Here is a 23148-nt window from a genome sequence, read left to right on the forward strand (position 1 = left end):
ATGACGTCTTCGAGGAACAGCCGCGCCTCCGCCCTGCCCGAGGAAATGCGGGAAGCCCTCCGCCGCCGTCTCGCGGGCAAGGCCGCACGCACCGCGGCGATCCCCCGCGCGGACCGCGCCCAGACCCTTCCGCTGTCCTTCGCCCAGCAGCGGCTGTGGTTCCTGCACACCCTCCAGCCGGACGAGGCGGGCTACAACAGCGCCGTCGCCCTGCGGCTGACCGGCGCCCTGAACGTGGCCGCGCTCTCCCGGGCGCTGGATGCCCTGGTGGCACGGCACGAGGCGCTGCGGACCGTCTTCGAGGACGGGGACGGGCAGCCGTCGCAGGTGGTGCGCGAAGCCACCGAGGTTCCGCTGCCGGTCACCGACCTGACAAGCGGGCCCGAGGCGCTGGACGGCACGCTGCTCGCCGAGTACTCGCGCCCGTTCGACCTGCGCACCGGGCCCCTGCTGCGGGCGCTGCTGATACGGCTGGCGGACGAGGAACACGTACTGCTGCTGACCGCCCATCACATCGTCACCGACGGCTGGTCCATGGGCATCCTGCTGGACGAGCTGTGCGCGCTGTACGGAGCCGAGGGGACCGCGCGGGCCTCGCTGCCGCCGGTTCCGGTGCAGTACCCGGACTTCGCGGTGTGGCAGCGGAACCGGCTCTCCGGGGCCGCGCTGGACAAGCAGCTCGACCACTGGAAGGACCGGCTCACGGGCGCCGTCCCGCTGGAGCTGCCCACCGACCGGCCCCGGCCCTCGGTGCGCACGTCGGCGGGCGCGGTGTACGAGTTCACCGTGGGCCGGGAGGTCGCGGCGCGGCTGAAGGAGCTGGCGGCGGAGCGGCGCACCACGCTGTTCACGGTGCTGGTCGCCGCGTGCCAGGGGCTGTTCGCCCGCTGGTCGGGGCAGGACGACATCGCGCTCGGTACGGTCACCTCCGGGCGTGGCCGCACCGAACTGGAGCGCGCCGTGGGGTTCTTCGTGAACACCGTGGTGCTGCGCTCCGGGGTCGATGTGGCGCGTTCGTACCGCGAGCTGATCGATGAGGCGGGTGCGACGGTCCTCGACGCGTTCGCGCACGATGAGACGCCGTTCGAGCGGCTGGTGGAGGCCGTGGGGGCGCGCCGGGAGGCCGGGCGCAACCCGCTGTTCGACGTCATGGTGCTGCTCCACAGCAACCCCCGGGGCGCGCCGCGCCCGGCCGGGCTGACGGCGGAATCCGTCGATGTGCCCCGGCAGTCCTCCACCTTCGACCTCAGCGTGGAGTTCGTGGAGGAAGACGAGGAGTTGCGGGGGCTGCTGGAGTACAGCACCGAGCTGTTCGACGCGGAGACCGCCGAGCGCATGGCGGGCCATCTGCTGGTGCTGCTGGAGGGGGCGAGCGCCGCACCGGACCGGCCGCTGCGGGAACTCCCGCTGCTGACGGCGGAGGAGCGGCGGCAGGTGGCGGAGTGGGAGCGGGGTCCTGCCCTGGCCGCCCCGGCGCTGACCTTCCCCGCCGTGTTCGAGGCCCAGGCGGCCCGTACCCCGGCGGCCACGGCGCTGGTGGCCGGGGCGGAGACGTACGACTTCGCGTCGCTCAACGCGGCCGCCAACCGGCTGGCGCACCAGCTGATCGGGCAGGGTGTCGGCCCCGAGCGGACCGTCGGGGTGAAGCTGCCGCGCACCGCCGACATGGTCGTGGCGATCCTCGGCGTCCTCAAGGCGGGTGGCGTGTATCTGCCCATCGATCCCGAACTCCCCGAGGAGCGCGTCGCGTTCCTCCTGTCGGACGCCGAACCGATGCTGGTGCTGGACGAGGCGGCGCTGCGCGCGGTCCCCGCCACGCTGCCCGCGACCGACCCCACCGACGCCGACCGGGTCGCCGCGCTGCACCGGGACGGCGCGGCGTACGTCATCTACACCTCAGGCTCCACCGGCCGCCCCAAGGGTGTCGCGGTCTCGCACCGGGCCATGGTGAACCTGCTGGTGGGCCACCGGCACGGCTTCGTGGCGGAGGCGGGCGGCGGTCCGCTGCGCGCCGCGCTGACCGCGTCGTTCTCCTTCGACACCTCGCTGGAGGGGTTGCTGCTGCTGGCGGACGGCCATGAGCTGCACCTCATCGACGAGACCACCCGGCTCGACCCGGCCGCGCTGGTCGACCACATCGCGGCGCACCGGATCGACTTCCTCGACCTCACGCCGTCGTATCTGCGGCAGCTCCTCCCGGCCGGGCTGCTCACCGACGCCCGGCACCGCCCCCGGGTGCTGATGCTGGGCGGCGAGGCCATCGGCCAGACGCTGTGGCGGCAGCTGGCGGAGGTGTCCGGCACCACGGCGTACAACTTCTACGGTCCGACCGAGTGCACCGTCGACGCGCTCGCCGCCCGGATCGGCGGCGCCGGGCGCCCGGTGGTGGGGCGGCCGCTGGGCAATCTGCGCGCCTACGTACTCGACGCCCGGCTCCGGCCGGTGCCCGCCGGGGTCGCGGGCGAGCTGTATCTCGCCGGGGACCAGCTGGCGCGCGGCTATCCGCACCGCCCGGGGCTCACCGCCGAGCGCTTCATGGCCGATCCGTTCGGGCCGTCGGGTGGCCGGATGTACCGCACCGGCGATGTGGCCCGCTGGACCGCCACCGGGGAGCTGGACTACCTCGGGCGCGCGGATGACCAGGTGAAGATCCGGGGCCACCGGGTCGAACCGGGCGAGATCGAGGCCGCGCTGCTCGATCTGCCGTCCGTCGCCGAGGCGGCCGTGATCGCCGTGACCGACGAGCGCGACCACGCGCGGCTGGCCGCCTACTACGTACCGGCCGCCACCGCCACGCCGCCCACTGTGCAGGAACTACGGGCCGCCCTCGGGCGCACACTTCCCGGCCATATGATTCCGGGCGCCTTCCTCGCCCTCGACGCCATGCCGCTCACCACGAGCGGCAAGCTCGACCGGCGCGCGCTGCCCGCCCCGCACCCCGACACCGACCGGCGGGAGAACGCCTACACGGCGCCGCGCACCCCGGCGGAAGAGGAACTGGCGCGCATCTGGGCCGAGGTGCTGGGCGCCGAGCAGGTCGGGGTGACGGACAACTTCTTCGAGCTGGGCGGCGACTCGATCCTCAGCATCCAGGCCGTCTCACGGGCGCGCCAGGCCGGGCTGCGGCTCAGCTCCCGGGACATCTTCCTCCACCAGACCATCGCCGACCTGGCCGCCGCCATCGCCCCGCGCGGCGCCGCTGATACGGAGGACACGGCCGCCGAGCCGATGGGCCCGGCGCCGCTGACCCCGATCCAGCACTGGTTCTTCGCCACCCACGGCCCGCTGCGCCACTTCACCATGTCGATGGTGGTGGACCTGCCGTACGACCTGGACGAGACCGCGCTGCACACCGCCCTGGAGGCGGTGGCCGCCCACCACCCGGCGCTGCGGACCCGGTTCGTACGGGAGGGCGGCGCGTGGCGCCAGCACGCCGACGCTTCGGTGGCGGGGCCGCTGATCCGCCGTCACGATCTGTCGGAGCTGGAGGGGGACGCGGCGCACACCGCGGCCGAGGCGGCCGCCGAGGCCGCGCGCGCCGAACTCGACCTGGCCACGGGCGCGTTGCTGCGTGGCGCGCTGATCCTGCGCGGTGCGACGACCCGGCCGCGGCTGTTCCTGGCCGTCCACCACCTGGCCGTGGACAGCGTGTCGTGGCGCATTCTGCTGGGCGATCTGGAGGCCGCGTATCGTCAGGCCGTGGCCGGGGAGCCGGTGCGGCTCGACCCGGTCGGCACCTCGTTCACCCACTGGGCCCACCGGCTCAGCGGCCACGTCCTCGCCGGGGAGCTGGACGGCGACCTGCCGTACTGGGAGGACGTGGCGCGGGCGGACGGCGCGGAGCTGCCCGTCGACCACCCGGGACACGCCACCGCCGGAACCACCCGCACGGTCCGGGTGCGGCTCGACCGCGACACGACGGACGCGCTGCTGCGCCGGGTGCCGGGGGTGTACCGGACGCAGATCAACGACGTACTGATGAGCGCGCTCGGCCGGGTGCTCGCCGACTGGACGCATACCGAGCGGGTGCTGGTGGCCATGGAGGGCCACGGCCGCGAGGAGATCGACGACAGCGTCGAACTGTCCCGTACCGTCGGCTGGTTCACCACCCAGTACCCGGTGGCGCTCACCGTGCCCGGCGGCGGCTGGGGCGCGGTCCTGAAGTCCGTGAAGGAGCAGTTGCGGGCGCTGCCCCGCCGGGGGCTGAGCTACGAGGCGCTGGCTCATCTGAGCGCGCCGGACTCCCCCGCCCGCGCGCTGCGCGACACCCCGCTGCCGGGCATCTGCTTCAACTACCACGGCCAGTGGGACTCCGTACCGGGCGACGACGCGTTCACCCTCACCGGGGAGAGCCTGGGGCAGGATCTCGACCCCGATGAGCCCTCGACGTATCCGCTCGATGTGTCGGGCGTGGTGTCCGCCGGGGAGCTGGAGCTGACCTGGCTCTACTCCGACCGCGTCCACGACGAGGGCACGGTGCGCGGGCTCGCGGACGCGATGCTGGCGGCGCTGCGGGAGATCGTCGGCCACTGCGCCGAGCCGGACGCCGGTGGCCGTACGCCGTCGGACTTCCCGCTCGCCCGGCTGGACCAGGCGGGCGTGGACCGGCTGGTCGGTGACGGGCGCGGCACCGAGGACATCTATCCGCTGACTCCGCTCCAGGAGGGCATGCTCTTCCACCGTCTGGTGGGCGACGGGCAGGACGTGTATCTGGACCAGGCCACGCTGACCCTGGCCGGGGTGAGCGATCCGCACGCGTTCGCGCTCGCGTGGCAGCAGACGGTCGACCGCACCCCGGTGCTGCGCAGCGGCGTGGTGTGGGAGGACGTCGAGCGGCCGGTGCAGTTCGTACGCCAGCGGGCCGCCGTGCCCGTCACACATGTGGACGCGCGCGAGCTTCCGGAGGAGCGGCACCCGGCCGAGCTGGACCGGCTCCGGGCCGACGATCTGGCGCGTGGCCTGGATCTGACGGCGCCGCCGCTGATGCGGCTGACCCTGGTCCAACTCCCCGATGACCAGGTGGCGTTGATCTGGACCTCGCACCATCTGATCCTGGACGGCTGGAGCCTGGCCCAGGTCTTCACCGAGGTGTGCGAGCGGTACGCGGCGGCGGCCCGGGGAGAGCGCCCGGCGCTGACCGCCCGGCGGCCCTTCCGCGACTATCTGCACTGGCTGGACCGGCAGGACGGCCGGGAGGCCGAGGAGCACTGGCGGGCGCTGCTCGCGGGGGTCACCGCGCCCACGCCGCTGCCGTACGACCGCAAGCCCCTGGAGTCGCACCGGGCCGGTTCCTCGGCGACCGTGGCGGTGGCGCTCGGGGCCGGGGTGTCGGCGGAGCTGCGCGAGGCGGCCCGGCGGCACGGGCTGACCGTCAACACCATCGTGCAGGGCGCCTGGGCGCTGCTGCTGTCCCGGTACAGCGGCGAGAGTGACGTGGTCTTCGGCACCACCGTCTCGGGCCGCCCGGCGGAGCTGGCCGGGGTCGAGTCGATGGTGGGCATGTTCATCAACACCCTGCCCACCCGGGTAGCGGTCGACGGCGCCCGGAACACCGCCGCGTGGCTGCGGGACCTCCAGGTGGCGCAGTCGGAGGCGCGGCGCTTCGAATCCGCCTCGCTGGCCCAGCTGTCGGCCTGGAGCGAGGTCCCGGCCGGTACGCCGCTCTTCGACAGCATGGTGGCGTTCGAGAACTACCCCTTCGACGACTCCTCGGCGCGCGAGGCGGGGCTGCGCATCCTCGACGTCCAGTCGACCGATGCCACGAACTTCCCGCTGAGCCTGCGGGCCCATCTCTCCGACCGGCTCGGCTTCGACCTCGGCTACGACCCGGAGCTGTTCGACGCCGGGACCGCGTCCGCCCTCGCCGACCGGCTGTGCCAGCTGCTGACCGGGATCGCGGCCGACCCCGACCGCCCGCTGAGGGCCCTGCCGTGGACGACGGCCGAGGAGCGGCAGCGGATCCTGGTGGAGTGGAACGGCTCGGAGCAGGGCACACCGGAGCACACCGTGGTGGACCTGTTCGAGGAGCAGGCCGCCCGGACCCCGGACGCGATTGCCGTCAGCTGCGCCGGGGAGTCCCTGTCGTACGCCGAACTCGACGCGCACGCAGGGAAGTTGGCCCATCGGCTCGTCGCCGGGGGCGCGGCGCGGGAGCGGTATGTGGCGCTGGCGCTGCCCCGCTCGCTCGACATGATCGTGGCGGTCGTGGCCGTGCTGAAGACCGGTGCGGCCTATCTGCCGATCGATCCGGACCAGCCCGCCGGGCGGATCGCCCATATGCTCGCCGACACCGAACCCGTGCTGCTGCTGACCACCGCCGACCTGGCCGAGCGGATCGCGGCGGACACCGCCGTGCCCCGGCTGTGCCTGGACGATCCGGCGGTGGCCGCCGATCTGCGGGACCGCCCGGCCACTCTCCCGGCCGCCGCCCGGCCGCTGCCGGACAGCCCGGCGTACGCCATCTACACCTCGGGCTCGACCGGTAGCCCCAAGGGCGTGGTCATCCCGCACGCCAATGTGGTCCGGCTGTTCTCGCGGACCCGCCCGTGGTTCTCGTTCGACCAGACCGATGTGTGGACGCTGTTCCACTCCTACGCCTTCGACTTCTCCGTCTGGGAGATCTGGGGGCCGCTGCTGCACGGCGGACGGCTCGTGGTGGTCCCGTACGCGGTCTCGCGCTCCCCGCAGGAGTTCCTGCGGCTGCTGGCGGACGACCGGGTGACGGTCCTCAACCAGACGCCGTCGGCGTTCTACGCCCTGATGCGCGCCGACGAAGAGAGCCCCGGGGCGCGGCTTTCGCTGCGCCGGGTGATCTTCGGCGGTGAGGCGCTGGACCCGCGCCGCCTGGAGGGCTGGTACGCGCGGCACGCGGACACCGCGCCCGTGCTGGTCAACATGTACGGGATCACCGAGACCACCGTGCACGTCACCCACACCGCCCTCGACCGCGCCACGGCGGCGAGCGCCACCGGCAGTGGCATCGGCACCGGCATCCCCGACCTGCGGATCTACGTCCTCGACGGCGCGCTCCAGCCGGTGCCGCCGGGTGCGGTCGGCGAGCTGTACGTGGCGGGCGCCGGGCTGGCCCGTGGCTATCTGCGGCGGCCGGGGCTGACCGCGTCCCGCTTCGTCGCCGATCCGTTCGGCCCGCCGGGACACCGGATGTACCGCACCGGCGACCGGGCCCGGTGGAGCGCGGACGGCGAGCTGGAGTATCTGGGCCGCGCCGACGACCAGGTGAAGATCCGTGGCTTCCGGATCGAACCCGGTGAGATCGAGGCCGCCCTGACCGCGCATCCGGCGGTGGCACACGCCGTGGTGATCGCGCGCGAGGACACGCCCGGGGTGCGGCGGCTGGTCGCCTACACCGTGGCCGCTCGCCAGGAGGCCTCGCCACCCGCCGCCGAACTGCGGGAATTCCTGGGGCAGAACCTGCCCGAGCACATGATTCCGGCCGCCTACGTGCCCCTGGACACCCTGCCGCTGACCGCCAACGGCAAGCTGGACCGGGCGGCGCTGCCCGCCCCGGGCGCGGACGGCTTCGCGACGAGCGCCGAGCGGATCGCCCCGCGCACCGAGGCGGAGGCCACGGTGGCCCGGGTGTGGGCCGATGTCCTGGGCGTCGAGGAAGCCGGGGCCGAGGACAACTTCTTCGCCCTGGGCGGCGATTCGATCCTCGCCATCCGGGTGGCCTCCCGGCTGCGTACCGCCTTCGGCACGGACGTCTCGCCACGGTCGCTGTTCACCCATGCCACCGTCGCCGCCCTCGCCACCGCGCTGAGCGCGGCACCGGACGGCGGCGCCGCGCCGCGCGAGGTGATCCCGGCGGTGGCGCGGGGCGGTGACCTGCCACTGTCGTACGCGCAGCAGCGGCTGTGGTTCCTGGACGGCTTCGACGACCGCGACACCGAGTATGTGACCCCGTTCGCGCTGCGGCTGCGCGGGCGGATCGACACCGGCGCCCTGCACACCGCCCTCGACGGCCTAGTAGCCCGGCACGAGCCGTTGCGCACCACGTTCGCCGAGGTGGACGGCCACGGCGTGCAGCGGATCAACGACCCGTACCGGGTCGAGCTGCCGTGCCACGACCTCACCGCGTTCCCCGCCACCGAGCGTGAACGGGAGCTGGAGCGGCTGCTGGAGCGCGAGGGCGCCACCGCCTTCGACCTGGCCACCGGGCCGCTGCTGCGGGCGTCGCTGATCCGGCTGGACGACGAGGAACACGTCCTCACGCTGACGATGCATCACATCGTCACGGATGGCTGGTCCACCGCCGTCATCAGCGACGATCTGAGCGAGCTGTACGCGGCGGCGGTGGCGGGCCGCAGCCCCGAACTGCCCCCGCTGCCGCTGGGTTACGCCGACTACGCGGCCTGGCAGCGCGATCCGCGAGGCGGCGCCGCCACCGTGGAACCGCAGCTGGACCACTGGCGCAAGACCCTCGCCGAGCTGGCCCCGCTGGAGCTGCCCACCGACCGGCCGCGCCCGGCCGTGCAGACCAAGAACGGGGCGCTGCTGGACTTCACCCTGGACGCGGAGCTGGTGGACCGGCTCCGCGAGACCGGGCGGCGCGGCGACGGCACCCTCTTCATGACCCTGCTCGCCACCTGCCAGGTGCTGCTGGCGCGCTGGTCGGGGCAGGAGGACATCGCGGTGGGCACCGTGACCTCCGGCCGGGAGCGGCCCGAGCTGGAGCGGCTCGTCGGGATGTTCGTGAACACCCTCGTGCTGCGGAGCCGGGTGCGCGCGGACCGCCCGTTCGGCGAACTGCTCCAGGAGGTGCGCGACACCGTCCTCGACGCCTTCGCCCACCAGGACGTGCCGTTCGAGCGGATCGTGGACACGCTCCAGCCGGAGCGGGACACCAGCCGCACCCCGCTTTTCCAGGTGATGGTGGCGCTGCACAACCTGGGCAGCGAGGTGCCGAGCCTGCCCGGGCTGGCCGTGGAGGCCGTCCGCATTCCGAGCCGGACCGCCGCGTTCGACCTCGGCTTCGACTTCGTGGAGCACCAGGGCGCCCTGACCGGCTTCGTGGAGTACAACACTGATCTGTTCGACGCGGAGACCGTGCGGCGGATGACCCGCCAGCTGCGGCTGCTGCTGGAGGCGGTGGCGGACGACCCGGGCCGCCCGGTGGGCGAACTCCCGCTGCTGACCGCGCGGGAGCGGCACACCGTGCTGGAGGAGTGGAACGCCACCGCGCTGCCGGTGGCGGACACCACCTTCCCGCGCCTCTTCGAGGAGCAGGCCGCCCGCACCCCGCACGCCACCGCGCTGGTGGCCTCGGGCGCCCGTTACGACTTCGCGGAGCTGAACGCCCGCGCCAACCGGCTGGCCCACCATCTGATCGCCCTCGGGGCCGGTCCCGAGCAGGTGGTCGCGGTCAGGCTGCCGCGCACCGCCGAGCTGATGGTGGCGCAGCTCGCCGTCCTCAAGGCGGGCGGTACGTATCTGTACGTGGATCCCGAACTGCCCGCCGAGCGCGCTCAGTTCATTTTGGACGACGCGGCGCCCGGGACCGTCCTCACCCCCGAGGCGCTGCGCGACGCGCCCCTCGACAGCCTGCCCGCCACCGACCCCACCGACCGGGACCGGCGCGTCCCGCTGCGCCCCGCGAACACCGCGTACATCAACTACACCTCGGGGTCCACGGGCCGCCCCAAGGGTGTCGCGGTCGAGCACGGCCAGCTGGTCAACCTGTGGCACGACCATCTGGCCGGGCTCATCGCGCCGCACGCGGCCGAGGCGGGCCGTCCGCTGCGCGCCGCGCTGACCGCCGCGTTCTCCTTCGACACGTCCTGGGAGGGCGCCGTGTTCCTGGCGGCGGGCCAGGAGGTGCACTTGATCGACGACGCGGTACGGCTCGACCCGGACGCCCTGGTCGAGCTGATCCGCGCCCGTGAGCTGGACTTCCTCGACCTCACGCCCTCGTATCTGCAGGAGCTGATGGCCACCGGGCTCTTCAGTGGCAACCACAAGCCGCGCATCGTGATGGTGGGCGGCGAGGCGCTGGGGGCGGCGCTGTGGCGGGAGCTGCGCGCGGTGCCCGGCGTGGCGGCGTACAACTTCTACGGGCCCACCGAGTGCGCCGTCGACGCGGTGTACGGGCGCCTCGCCGACCTCGGCGACCGGCCGCTCATCGGGCGCCCCGGGCACAATCTGCGGGCGTACGTCCTGGACGAGGCGCTGCGGCCGGTGCCGCCCGGAGTGCCGGGCGAACTGCATCTGGCCGGGGCCCAGGTGGTGCGCGGCTATCTCGGCAGGCCGGGGCTGACCGCGCGCCACTTCACCGCCGATCCGTACGGCCCGCCCGGCTCCCGGATGTACCGCACGGGCGACCGGGCCCGCTGGACGGCGGACGGGGTGCTCGAATTCCTCGGCCGCACCGACGAACAGGTCAAGATCCGTGGCTTCCGCATCGAGCCCGGTGAGATCGAGGCCGCCGTACTGAGCCATCCAGCGGTCGAGGACGCCGTGGTGGTGGTCCGGGAGGACACCGGCCACCGGCGGCTGGTGTGCTACCTCGTGGCCACCGAACTGGACACCGCGCCCGGCGCGACGGAGCTGCGCACCCTGCTCAAGCGGACCCTGCCCGACTACATGGTCCCGGCGGCCTTCGTGACGCTGGAGCGGATGCCCCGCACCGACGCCGGAAAGGTCGACCGGCGGGCGCTGCCCGCGCCGCCTGTGCGGCCGGACGCGGAGACCGCGTATCTGGCGCCGCGCACCGAGCCGGAGACCGTGCTCGCGCGGGTGTGGTCCGAGGTGCTGGGCACCCCCCGGGTCGGCGTGGAGGACAACTTCTTCGCGCTCGGCGGCGATTCGATCCTCAGCATCCAGATCGTCTCCCGGGCCCGCCAGGCCGGGCTGCGGATCACCTCCAAGGACGTCTTCCGCCACCAGACCATCGCGGAACTCGCGCTGAGCATCGGCTCCGCCCCCGCGCGGGACCACGCCCCGGCCGGTCCGCCGACCGGTCCGGCGCCGCTGACCCCGATCCAGCACTGGTACCTGGACGAGCGGCGGCCCGGCGATCCGCACCACTTCACCATGACTCACCGGCTCCAACTCACTGGTGAGACAGATGAGTTGAGCCTGCGCCGAGCGTTGGACGCGCTCGTGGCGCACCACCCGGCGCTGCGCACCCGGTTCCTGGTCATCGACGGCCAGTGGCGGCAGGAGGTCCTGGCCACCGCGCCCGGCCCGCTGCTGGAGCGGCACGATCTGTCCGGCCTCGGCGACGAGGCGCGGTCGCGCGCCGTGCGCGAGGCCACGGTCGCGGCCCAGAGCGGGCTGGACATCGCCGAGGGCGCGGTGCTGCGGGCGCTGCTGTTCACCTACGGTCCGCAGCGGCCGCCCGAGCTGCTGCTCACCGTGCACCATCTGGTGGTCGACGGCGTCTCGTGGCGCGTCCTCCTCGGCGACCTGGAGACCGCGTACGACCAGGCCACGGCCGGTGCCACGCCCGTACTGCCCCCGGCGAGCAGCGCCTACGCGCACTGGGCGGCCCGGCTGGCGGAGCACGTACGCTCCGGCGGGCTCGACGGCGACCTGGCGTACTGGGAGCGGGCCGCGCACACCGCGCCCGCCCCGCTCCCCGTCGACCGCGAGGGCGCCAACACCCAGGAGACGGCGGCCACGGTGACCACGCGCCTGACCCGCGCCGAGACCGAGGCGCTGCTGCGCGACGTCCCCGAGGTCTACCGCACCCAGATCAACGATGTGCTGCTCAGCGCGCTCGGCCGCAGTCTGGCCCGCTGGACCGGCGGCGACACCGCGCTGATCGGGGTGGAGGGCCACGGCCGCGAGGACCTCTTCGACGAGCTGGATCTCTCCCGTACGGTCGGCTGGTTCACCGCCGAGTTCCCGCTCGCGCTGACCGTGGCGCCGGGCGCGGGCTGGCGGGACACGCTGCGGTCCGTCAAGGAGCAGCTGCACGCCGTCCCGCACCGCGGGCTGAGCTACGGCGCGCTGCGCCACCTCTCCCCCACGGCGGGCGAGCGGTTGCGTGGCGGCCCGGCGCCGCAGATCGGGTTCAACTACCACGGCCAGTGGGATGTCGCCGCCACGGAAGACGCCACCGGTCTCATCCGGGGCGCGCTGCCCTCGACGGGTAAGGACGCGCCGGACGGCGAGACCCGTACGTATCTGCTGGAGGTCACCGGGGCCGTCCAGGACGGCCGTCTGGAGCTGGGCTGGACGTACCCGGAGCTGATGTACGACGAGGCGACCGTGCGCCGTCTCGCCGAGGACGTGGTCGCCGCGCTGCGGGAGATCGTGGCGCACTGCGCGGAGCCCGGCGCGGGCGGCCGCAGCCCCTCCGACTTCCCGCTCGCCCGGCTCGACCAGCGCCAGGTGGACCTGATCGCGGGCGACGGCCGGGACGTGGAGGACATCTATCCGCTGACCCCGCTGCAGGCGGGCATGCTCTTCCACGGCCTGGTCGACACCCAGGGCGCCTACTTCGACCAGATCGCGCTGCGCGTCGGCGGCATCGCCGACCCGGACGCGTTCGCCGCCGCCTGGCAGCGGGTCACCGACCGTACGCCGGTGCTGCGCAGCGAGGTCCGCTGGGAGGGTCTGGAGGAGCCCGTCCAGGTCGTACGCCGTCATGTCGCCCTGCCCACCGCCCGCCACGACTGGCGGGATCTGACGCCGGACGAGCGGCAGGCCGCGCTGGAGCGGCTGCTCGCCGAGGACCGGGCGGCCGGGATGGAGCTGACGCGTGCCCCGCTGTCCCGGATCGCGATCGCGCGGCAGAGCGACGACGAGGTCATGCTGGTGTGGACCTCACACCATCTGATGCTCGACGGCTGGTCCACCGGGCAGATCTTCGCCGAGGTGTGCGAGCACTACGCGGCGCTCACCGAGGGCCGCACCGTGAGCCCGCCCGCGCGGCGCCCGTTCCGGGACTTCCTGCGCTGGCTGCGGGAGCAGGACCAGGAGCGCGCCGAGCGCCACTGGCGGGACGTCCTGGCGGGCTTCGAGGCCCGGACCCCGCTGCCGTACGACCGGCCGCCCCGGGAGGCACACCGCGCCACCTCCGGCGAGCTGACCCGGCTGGAGCTGTCCCGGGAGGTGTCCGCCCGGCTGCGCGAGATGGCCCGTGGCCGTGGGCTGACCGTGAACACGGTCGTGCAGGGTGCCTGGGCGCTGCTGTTGTCCCGGTACGGCGGCGAGAGCGACGTGGTGTTCGGCACCACCGCCTCGGGCCGCCCTGACGGGCTGCCGGGTGTGGAGACGATGGTCGGCATGTTCATCAACACGGTCCCCACCCGGGCCGTGGCCGATGGCGGCCGCGAGGTGGCGGGGTGGCTGCGGGAACTCCAGGACCAGCAGAGCGAGTCCCGCCGCTTCGACTTCGTCTCCCTCGCCCGGATCCAGGCCCTGAGCGAACTGCCCGCCGCCGAGGGGCTGTTCGACTCCATGGTGGTGTTCGAGAACTATCCGTTCGACGAGGAGTCGGCGTCCGGTGCCGGGATCGCCATCCGGGAGGTGCGGGCCGAGGACGCCACCACCTTCCCGCTGTGCCTGCGCGCCTATCTCGGCGACCGGCTCGGGTTCGACATCGCCTACGATCCCGCGCTGTTCGACGCGGCGACGGCGGAGCGGGCGGCGCGCCATCTGGAGACGCTGCTGACCGGCATCGCCGATGGCGCCGGGCGCTCCCTGGACGATCTGCGGCTGCTGACCGGCGACGAGGAGCGCCGGGCGGTGCGGGAGTGGAACGACACCGCGCGGCCGCTGCCACAGGGCTCGCTCGCGGAGCTGTTCGCCGAGCAGGCCGCGCGCACCCCGGACGCCATCGCCGTCACGGATGGCGCCACCGCCCTCAGCTACCGCGACCTCGACGCGTGGTCCGGCCAACTGGCCGCGTCTCTGGCCGAGTCGGGGGTGTGCCACGAGGGCCGGGTGGCGCTGCTCATGGACCGGTCGGCCGAACTGGTCGTGGCCCAGCTCGCGGTCGTCAGGGCGGGCGGGGTGTACGTACCGGTGGACGCTCGCGCGCCGCGCGCACGGCAGCGGACGCTGCTCGCGGCCACGGGCGCGAAGGTCGTGCTGACGGCGGACGACGTGGCCGCCGTACGCGACGGCGAGCGCGTCCCGCCCGCCGTGCCGGTGCGCCGGGACAACCTGGCGTACGTGATGTTCACCTCCGGGTCGACCGGGGAGCCGAAGGCCGTGGGGGTGCGCCACCGCGATGTGGCGGCGCTCGCCTTCCACCGGGCCTTCGGGGGCGGCGGACACGACCGGGTGGCGCTGCACTCCCCGGTGGCGTTCGACGCCGCCACCTACGAGGTGTGGGTGCCGCTGCTGCGCGGCGGCCAGGTGGTGGTGGCCCCGCCGGGCGAGCTGGACGCGGCGGCGCTGCGGCGGCTGGTGGCCGACCACGGGGTGACGGGGCTGTGGCTGACCGCCGGGCTGTTCCGGCTGCTGGCACAGGACGCCCCCGACTGTTTCGCGGGGCTGCGCGAGGTGTGGACCGGCGGCGATGTGGTGCCAGCGGGCGCGGTGCGCCGGGTGCTGGCGGCGTGCCCCGGGCTGACCGTCGTGGACGGCTACGGGCCGACTGAGACGACGACCTTCGCGACCGCGTTCCCGATGTCCCGGGCCGACCGGGTGCCCGATGTGGTGCCGATCGGCGGGCCGCTGGACAACACGCGGGTGTACGTCCTGGACGCGCGGCTGCGGATCGTACCGCCGGGTGTCGTCGGTGAACTCTTCGTCGCCGGTGAGGGCGTGGCCCGTGGCTATCTGGGGCGGCCCGGTGCGACGGCGGCGGCCTTCCTCGCCGATCCGTACGGGCCCGCCGGGGAGCGGATGTACCGCACCGGGGACCTGGCGCGGCGGCGGCCGGACGGCACGGTGGAGTTCGTGGGCCGCGCCGACCACCAGGTGAAGGTCCGGGGCTTCCGGATCGAGCCGGGCGAGGTGGAGACCGTGCTGACCGCGCACCCAGGGGTGGCGGACGTGGCGGTGGTGGCCCGGGAGGACCGGCCCGGGGTGAAGCGGCTGGTGGCGTATGTGGTGTCCGGCGGCGAACCGGCCGTGGACCTCGCGGAGTTGCGCACCCGCACGGCGGCCGCCCTCCCCGACTACATGGTGCCGTCCGTGTTCGTCCCGCTGGACGCGCTGCCGCTGAGCCGCAACGGCAAGCTGGACCGCGCGGCGCTGCCCGCGCCCGGCGCCGCCCCGGAGCGCGCGGCCTACGTGGCCCCGCGCGACGAGGCCGAGCGGCGTACGGCGCGGATCCTGGCCGAGGTGCTGGGGGCCGAACGGGTCGGTGCCGAGGACGACTTCTTCGTCCTCGGCGGTGACTCCATCCTCAGCATCCGGCTCACCTCGCGGCTGCGGGAGGCGTTCGGGGCGGAGGTGTCACCCCGGCTGGTGTTCACCCACTCGACGGTGGCCGCCCTGGCCTCGGCCCTTACCGAGGCGAGCGGCGGTGGCGCGGGGGAAGCGTCCGCGCCGATCGTCCCGGTGTCCCGGGACGCGGAGCTGCCGCTGTCGTATCCGCAGCAGCGCCTGTGGTTCCTGGACTCCTTCGCACCGGACAGCACCGAGTACCTCACCCCGCTGGCGCTGCGGATGCGCGGCCACCTCGACGTCCGGGCGCTGGAGGAGGCGCTGACCGCGCTGGTGGCCCGGCACGAGTCGCTGCGTACCACCTTCGACGCGGTGGACGGGCGCGGCGTGCAGATCGTGCACGAGCCCTCCCCGGTCCGGCTCACCCGCCACGATCTGTCGGACCTGCCCGCCGACCGGCGGGAGGCGGAGCTGACGGAGCTGCTGGCGCGGGAGCGGGAACGCCCCTTCGACCTGCGGCGCGGCCCACTGCTGCGGGTCGGTCTGATCCGGCTCACCGCCGAGGACCACGCCCTCACCCTGACGCTGCATCACATCATCACGGACGGCTGGTCCAACAGTGTGCTCATGGGCGATCTGGGCGAGCTGTACCGGGCGGCGCTGAGCGGCGAGGCGGCGCAGCTGCCACCGCTTCCGGTGGGGTACGCCGACTTCGCGGCCTGGCAGCGGGCCGAAGTGTCCGGCCCGTACGCCGATGAGCAACTGGCCTACTGGAAGCGGCAGTTGCGCGACACCGAGCCACTGGAGCTGCCCACCGACCGGCCCCGTCCGGCGGAGCGCGGCGGACACGGCGCGACGGCCGAGTTCGAGGTGTCCGCCGAGGTGAACCGGCGCCTCAAGGAGTACGGACAGACCCGTGGCACCACCCTCTTCATGACACTGGTGGCGGCCGCCCAGGTGCTGCTGGCCCGGCTGTCGGGCCAGGAGGACATCTCCGTGGGCACGGTCACCTCGGGCCGGGAGCGCGCCGAGGCCGAGCACCTGATCGGCTTCTTCGTCAACACCCTGGTGCTGCGCTCCTCGGTCGACCCCGAGCGCGGCTTCACCGACTTCCTCGCCGATGTGCGCGGCACCGTCCTGGACGCCTTCGCCCACCAGAGCGTGCCGTTCGAGCGGGTGGTGGACGAGGTGCAGCCCGTCCGCGACACCAGCCGGACACCGCTGTTCCAGGCGATGGTGGTGCTGCAGAACATCCCCGGCGGGCCGCTGGACCTGCCCGGTCTCGCCCTGGAGGACATCGCCCCGGAGACCAGCACCGCGAGCTTCGACCTCACGCTGGAGTTCGCCGAGGCCGAGGGTGGTGTGCTGCGCGGGCTGATCAGCTACAGCACCGACCTGTTCGACGCGCCGACGGCCGAGCGCATCGGCGCGGCCCTCCGTACGCTCCTCACCGGCATCGCCGACGACCCGGACCGGGCGGTGGGCGCGCTGCCGCTCGCCACCCCGGCCGAGCTGCGGCGCACCCTCGTGGAGTGGAACGCCACCGGGCGCCCCGTCCCCGCGGCCACGCTGGCCGAGCTGTTCGAGCGGCAGGCGGCGATGTCCCCGGACGCCACCGCCGTACGGTACGGGGCGGGCACGCTCACCTTCGCCGAGCTGGAGGTGGCGGCGAACCGGCTGGCACACCGGCTGATCGGGCGCGGTGTGGGGCCGGAGCAGCGGGTGGCGCTGGTGCTGCCACGGTCGGTGGAGATGGTGGTGGCGCAGCTGGCGGTGGTGAAGGCGGGCGGCGCGTTCCTGCCGGTCGACCCCCACTACCCGGCGGAGCGGGTGGCGTTCATGCTGCGCGACGCCGAACCGCTGGTGGTGCTCGACGACCCGGCGTCGGTATGGGCCGGGGACGGCCCCGCCGAGGCGCCCGTCGTCCCCGCGCTGACACCGGACCATCCCGCGTACGTCATCTACACCTCCGGGTCCACCGGGGTGCCCAAGGCGGTCGTGGTCACCCACGCGGGGCTGGCGAGCTTCTCGTCCGCCGCCGCCGAACACTACGACGTCCGGGCCGGGGACCGGGTCCTGCAGTTCGCCTCGCCGAGCTTCGACGCCTCCGTACTGGAGCTGTGCATATCCCTGACCAGGGGCGCGGCGCTCGTGGTCGCGGAGGAGGGACCGCTGCTCGGCGAGCGGCTGGCCCAGGTGCTCACCGAGCAGCGGATCACCCACACCCTCATCCCCCCGGCCGCGCTGGCCACCGTGCCGGAGGCGGCGCGGGAGGCGGGGATGCCGGAGCTGCGCACACTGATCGTCGGCGGTGACGCGTGCTCCGCCGAACTGGTGGACCGCTGGGCGCCCGGACGCCGGATGGTCAACTCGTACGGCCCGACCGAGGCGACCGTGGTGAGCACCTGGTCCGGGCCGCTGGCCGCCGGTTCGGGGGCGCCGCCGATCGGCGGGCCGATCCCCAACACTCGGGCCTACGTACTGGATTCCGCGCTGCGCCCGGTTCCGGTGGGCGTGGCCGGGGAGCTGTACGTGGCCGGGGCCGCTCTGGCGCGCGGCTATCTGGGGCGGCCGGGGCTCACCGCGTCCCGCTTCCTGGCCGATCCGTTCGGCCCTGCGGGCGGGCGGATGTACCGCACGGGCGATGTGGTGCGCTGGACCGCCGAGGGCGAGCTGCGGTTCGTCGGCCGGGCCGACGACCAGGTCAAGGTCCGGGGCTTCCGGATCGAGCTGGGCGAGGTGGAGAGCGCGCTGCGGCGCAGCCCCGAGGTGCGCGATGCGGTGGTGGCCGTACGGAACACCGGGGCCACGCCCGAGCATCCGTCCGGGCTGAAGCGGCTGGTCGGCTACGTGGTCCCGGCGGCGGACGCGGCACCGACCGCGGGCTCGCTGCGCGACTTCCTGGGCGGGATCCTGCCGCCCCACATGGTGCCCTCGGCGTTCGCCACCCTCGCGGAACTGCCGCTCACCCCCAACGGAAAGGTCGACCGCCGCGCCCTGCCCGACCCTGATCCGGCACCGGCTCCTGGCGCGGACCATGTGGCGCCGCGCACCCCGATGGAGAGCCGGATCGCGGCGATCTGGGCGGATGTCCTCGGCCTTGACCGGGTCGGCGTGCACGACAACTTCTTCGACCTCGGCGGGGATTCCATCCTGAGCATCCAGGTCGTCTCCCGCGCCCGCCAGTCGGGGCTGCGGGTGACCACCAAGGATCTGTTCAGCCATCAGTCGGTGGCCGCCCTGGCCGCCGTGGCCACGACGGAAGAGCAGGAGGGCGGCGCGGAGCCGGTGACCGGAGACCTTCCGCTCACCCCGATCCAGCGCTGGTTCTTCGCCACCCACACCGTCAATCCGCACCACTTCAACCAGTCCACCCTGCTGGAGCTGGACCAGGACGTGGACGAGGCCGCACTGGAACAAGCCCTGTCCGCTCTCCTCGTCCACCACGACGCGCTGCGGATGCGGTTCACGCGAGACGGCGACCAAGACGGCGGCGAGTGGCGGCAGTACAACCCGGAGCCCGAAGCGGGGGCCGTCCTCGCCCGGTACGACCTGTCCGGACTGCCGCCAGGCGGGGCGGATACGGCCATGGAGGAGACGGCCGACGCCCTCCACGCGGGCTTCGACCTCGGCAGCGGTCCGCTGCTGAAGGCCGCACTCTTCCGGTTCGGCGACGCCCGGCGGCCGTTCCTCTTCCTGACCGCCCACCACCTCGTCATCGACGGAGTGTCCTGGCGGATCGTGCTGGACGACCTGGACACCGCGTACCAGCAGAGCGTGCGCGGCGAGGCGGTCGACCTCGGCACCAAGTCGACCTCGTTCCGGGACTGGGCCCTGCACCTCGCCGAGCAGGTCGGCGACGGCGCCCTGGACCACGAGGCCGACCACTGGGCCACGGCCCTGGACGCGCGACCGCTGCCGGTCGACCATGAGACGCCCGCCCCGGGAACCGAGAGCCGGGCGGTCCCGGTGGAGATCGACGAGGCGGACACCGAGGCGCTGCTGCGCGCCGCCCCCACCGCGTACCGCACCCGCATCAACGACGTACTGCTGGCCGCCCTCGCGCTGGCGCTGTCCCGCTGGACCGGACAGGACCGGGTCTCCGTCGAACTGGAGGGCCACGGGCGCGAGGACGTCATCGAGGGCGCCGATCTCTCCCGTACGGTGGGCTGGTTCACCACGATGTACCCGGTCTCCTTCGACCTGCCCGCCGCCCGGGACACCTCGGCAGTCGACTGGCGCGGCCTGGTGAAGTCGGTCAGGCGGCGGCTGCGGGCCGTCCCCGGCAATGGCTTCGGCTTCGGCGCGCTGCGGACGTTCGGGTCGCCCGAGGTACGGGAGCGGCTGACCGGCACCGGCGCCGGGCCCCAGGTCGTCTTCAACTACCTGGGCCAGTGGGACTCCCGGTCCGCCTCCGCCGAGGCCAAGGACGGCCTCGTCCACGCCGAGCACGGCTCGTTCGGCCAGGACCATGACCCCCGCGAAGGCGGATCACATCTGCTGGAGGTCGTGGGGGCGGTACAGAACGGCCGCCTCGGCTTCACCTGGTACTACCGTCCCGGTGTCCACGAGGAGTCGACCGTGGCGGCGGTGGCCGAGGACTTCGCGGACGCGCTGCGCCGCATCGCCCAGGACTGCCGGGGTGGCGCATGAGCGGGGAGCGTGGCGTGCCGTCGGGCCCGGGCGCCGCGTCGTCGGGCCCGGTGGAGGCGCCCCCGTCCGCGCCCCCGCCGGTGCCGCTGTCGCGCAACCGCGGCTACCGGCTGCTGTGGGGCAGCCAGGCGCTGTCGGAGTTCGGGTTCCACGCGACGATGATCGCGTTCCCGCTGCTGGTGCTGGCGCTCACCGGTTCGGGCGCCGCGTCGGGTCTGGTGATGGGCACGATCGCCGCCGCGCAGATGGTGGCCGGGCTGCCCGCCGGGGTGCTGGTGGACCGGTACGACCGTAAGGCGCTGATGCTGGTCTGCGAGGCAGCCCAGGCGGTGTCCGCCATCAGCCTGGTGGTCGCGGTGTGGGCCGACGCGGCCACCGTGCCGCACATGGTGGCCGTCGCGGCCGTGTTCGGGGCCGCCGCCGCCCTCTTCGAACCGGCGGAGAACGCCGCGCTGCCGCTGCTGGTGGACACCACCCAGCTGCCCGCGGCGGTCTCGATGAACACGGCGCGGGCGTCGATGGGTCAGCTCTCGGGCACCGCGACCGGCGGTTTCCTGTTCGCCGTGGGGCGCTTCGTCCCCTTCCTGGCCGACGCCGTCATGCACACGCTCTCCTTCGTGGCGCTGCTCTTCCTGCGGCTGCCGAAACCGGAGCGGCCCGCCGCCCCGCCGGGCAGGCTCGGCCACGAGATGCTGGCCGGTCTGCGGTGGGTGTGGCAGGAGCGCCGCATCCGGGTCACCATCCTGTGCGCGGTCGTGCTGAACCTGTTTTTCAGCGCCTTCTACCTCGTCGTCATCGTGCTCGCCGGAACCCGGGGGGTGCCCTCCGGGGAGGTCGGGGTGATGGCGGCCATGCTCGGGGTGGGCGGCGTCGCGGGCGCGCTCGCCGCGCCCGTACTCCACAGCCGCCTCGGCCCCTACCGCGCCATCGTGGCGGTGTTCTGGGGGCTGACCGTGCTCACCCCGGTCGCCGCCGTCGTGCACAGCGGCTATCTGACCGGGGTGCTGTTCGCCCTGATGGCGCTGTTCCCGCCCACCGCCAACACCGCGATCATGACGGAGCAGTTGCTGCGCACCCCCGACGAGCTGCGCGGCAGGCTCACCAGCGCCCTCGCCCTGGCCTGCGGCGTCGCGGGCGCGGCGGGCCCCGCGCTGGGCGGTCTGCTCACCCAGGCCCTGCCGGGCGACCAGGCGATCCTGGTGTGCTCGGCCGGAATGGCCGCCGCGGCCGTCCTCGCCACCGCCAGCCCGACCCTGCGCGGGCTGTCCACGAACGCCCCGTCCGGCGACCAGCCGACGGGGGCTTAGGCACCACATCCACCACATCCAGCACATCCAGCACATCCACCAGAAGATCCGTACCGCACGACAGGAGAAAACTCATGGACGACAACGCCCGCTACCAGGTGCTCCGCAACGACGAGGACCAGTACTCCCTGTGGCCCGCCGACCTCGACGTCCCCGACGGCTGGCAGACCGTCGGCAAGGAGGGCACCAAGGACGAGTGCTCCGCCTACGTCGACGAGGTGTGGACCGACATGAGGCCCCGCAGCCTGCGCGAGCGCATGGCCTCCTGACCCCTCCCCCGGTCAGGGAATCTCCGGGGCGCGGTGTCCGTTTCCGCCCGTGGACACAGGACCATGGACACCGGACACCGCACCCGCAGGAGGCCCCCATGTACGGCGACGCAGCGACGGTCCGCACGATCCTGCGCGAGCTGGGCGACACCTGGGCCGTCGTCGGCCTGTCCAACAACCAGGCCCGCGCGGCCTACGGCGTGGCCGGGGTGCTCCAGCGCCACGGCAAGCGCGTCGTACCCGTGCACCCGAAGGCCGAACCGGTCCTCGGCGAGCCCGGCTATGCCACGCTCGCCGAGATCCCGTTCCCCGTCGACGTGGTCGACGTGTTCGTCAACTCCGACCTGGCCGGGCCCATCGCCGACCAGGCGGTGGAGATCGGCGCCAAGGCGGTGTGGTTCCAGCTCGGCGTCATCGACCCGGCGGCGTACGAGCGCACCCGCGCGGCGGGCCTGGAGATGGTCATGGACCGCTGCCCGGCCATCGAGATCCCACGGCTGGGCGGGTAAACCGTTTGGGCGCGGCACGGCCCGGCGGATAGCTTCGCTCCATGATCCGCATACGGGCCGCCCGCCCCGACGACGCCGCCGAACTGGTCCGGCTGCGGCGGCTGATGTTCCAGGCGATGCGCGGCGAGGACGAGCCGGGGCCGTGGGAGGCGCGGGCCGAGGAGATCGCACGGCGTCAGTTGAACGAGCCGGAGCGGGCGCTCGGGGCGTTCGTCGTGGACGGCGATCTCACAGACGAGCCCGGCGGCCCGCATCTGGGGGCGTGCGCGATGGGGCGGCTGGAGGAGCGGCTGCCCGCGCCGATCCATCCCACCGGGCGCTTCGGATTCATCTTCAACGTGTGCACCGACCCCCGCTACCAGGGCCGCGGTTACGCGCGCGCCACGACGGAGGCGCTGCTCGACTGGTTCGCCGGGCAGGGCGTCACCCGGGTCGATCTGCACGCCACGGACGACGCCGAGCGGCTGTACCGGAGCCTCGGCTTCGCCGAGCACTCCACCGCGCTGTCGCTGGATCTGTCCCAGCGCCGGGGCTGACCGCTACGCGCCGAGCCCCTCCAGGACGACCGCGCCGGGCAGCCCGGCCAGCACCTTGCCCGGCACGATGAGCTTGCCCCGGCGGCTGCCGCTGCCGATGAGCGCGTACGGGATGTCGGCGACGGCGGCATCCAGCAGCAGCGGCCAGTCGGCGGGCAGCCCGATCGGGGTGATGCCGCCGAACTCCATGCCGCTCTCGCCGGTCGCCGTCTCGATCGGCGCGAACGACGCCTTACGGGCGCCCAGCTGGCGGCGTACCACACCGTTGACGTCCGCGCGGGTGTGGGCGAGGACCAGGCACGCGGCGAGCGTGACCTCGCCGCCCCGCTTCCCGGCCACCACGACGCAGTTGGCGGACTGCTCCAGCAGCCAGGCGCCGTAGTTCTCGACCAGCACGGCGGTGTCGGCCTTGTCCGGGTCGGTGTCCACGTACAGCACCTGCTCCACGGGCTCGGCGCCGCGCCAGTCGCGCAGCGCGCCGGCGACCGGGGCGGTCAGCAGGTCCAGGCATTCCACGGCGGGACGGACCTCGTCGAAGGCGTCCATCGGGGTACTCATACGGCTCAAA

Annotated in this window: 6 protein-coding genes; 5 read left to right on the top strand and 1 reads right to left on the bottom strand. The window is 73.8% G+C overall.

Annotated elements, in window-relative coordinates:
- From ACWC5C_RS10505 to ACWC5C_RS10525, 5 genes are all read left to right on the top strand, one after another.
- Nucleotides 1-19959 carry a non-ribosomal peptide synthase/polyketide synthase gene (locus tag ACWC5C_RS10505; RefSeq protein WP_450875038.1) on the top strand — a complete coding sequence of 6653 codons (19959 nt, stop codon included), beginning with the start codon at nt 1-3 and terminating at the stop codon, nt 19957-19959.
- Entirely contained in the window at nt 19956-21266 is a 1311-nt protein-coding gene (locus tag ACWC5C_RS10510; protein ID WP_450875039.1) for an MFS transporter, read from the top strand. The genes ACWC5C_RS10505 and ACWC5C_RS10510 overlap by 4 nt, the downstream gene beginning before the upstream one ends.
- 74 nt (nt 21267-21340) lie before the next feature.
- Nucleotides 21341-21535 (top strand): MbtH family protein, encoded by a 195-nt coding sequence (locus ACWC5C_RS10515; RefSeq protein ID WP_450875040.1) that lies wholly within the window; start codon nt 21341-21343, stop codon nt 21533-21535.
- Between the two features lie 98 nt (nt 21536-21633).
- On the top strand, nt 21634-22044 hold the full coding sequence (locus ACWC5C_RS10520) for a CoA-binding protein (RefSeq protein ID WP_385437450.1): 411 nt from the start codon (nt 21634-21636) through the stop codon (nt 22042-22044).
- Between the two features lie 41 nt (nt 22045-22085).
- A complete protein-coding gene (locus ACWC5C_RS10525; protein WP_450875041.1) occupies nt 22086-22580 on the top strand; it encodes a GNAT family N-acetyltransferase in 495 nt (164 codons plus the stop codon).
- Between the two features lie 3 nt (nt 22581-22583).
- On the opposite strand, the gene ACWC5C_RS10530 is transcribed toward ACWC5C_RS10525, so the two are convergent.
- Nucleotides 22584-23138 carry a YbaK/EbsC family protein gene (locus tag ACWC5C_RS10530; protein WP_450875042.1) on the bottom strand — a complete coding sequence of 185 codons (555 nt, stop codon included), beginning with the start codon at nt 23136-23138 and terminating at the stop codon, nt 22584-22586.
- Nucleotides 23139-23148 lie beyond the last annotated feature (10 nt).

Source organism: Streptomyces sp. NPDC001700, assembly GCF_053596435.1.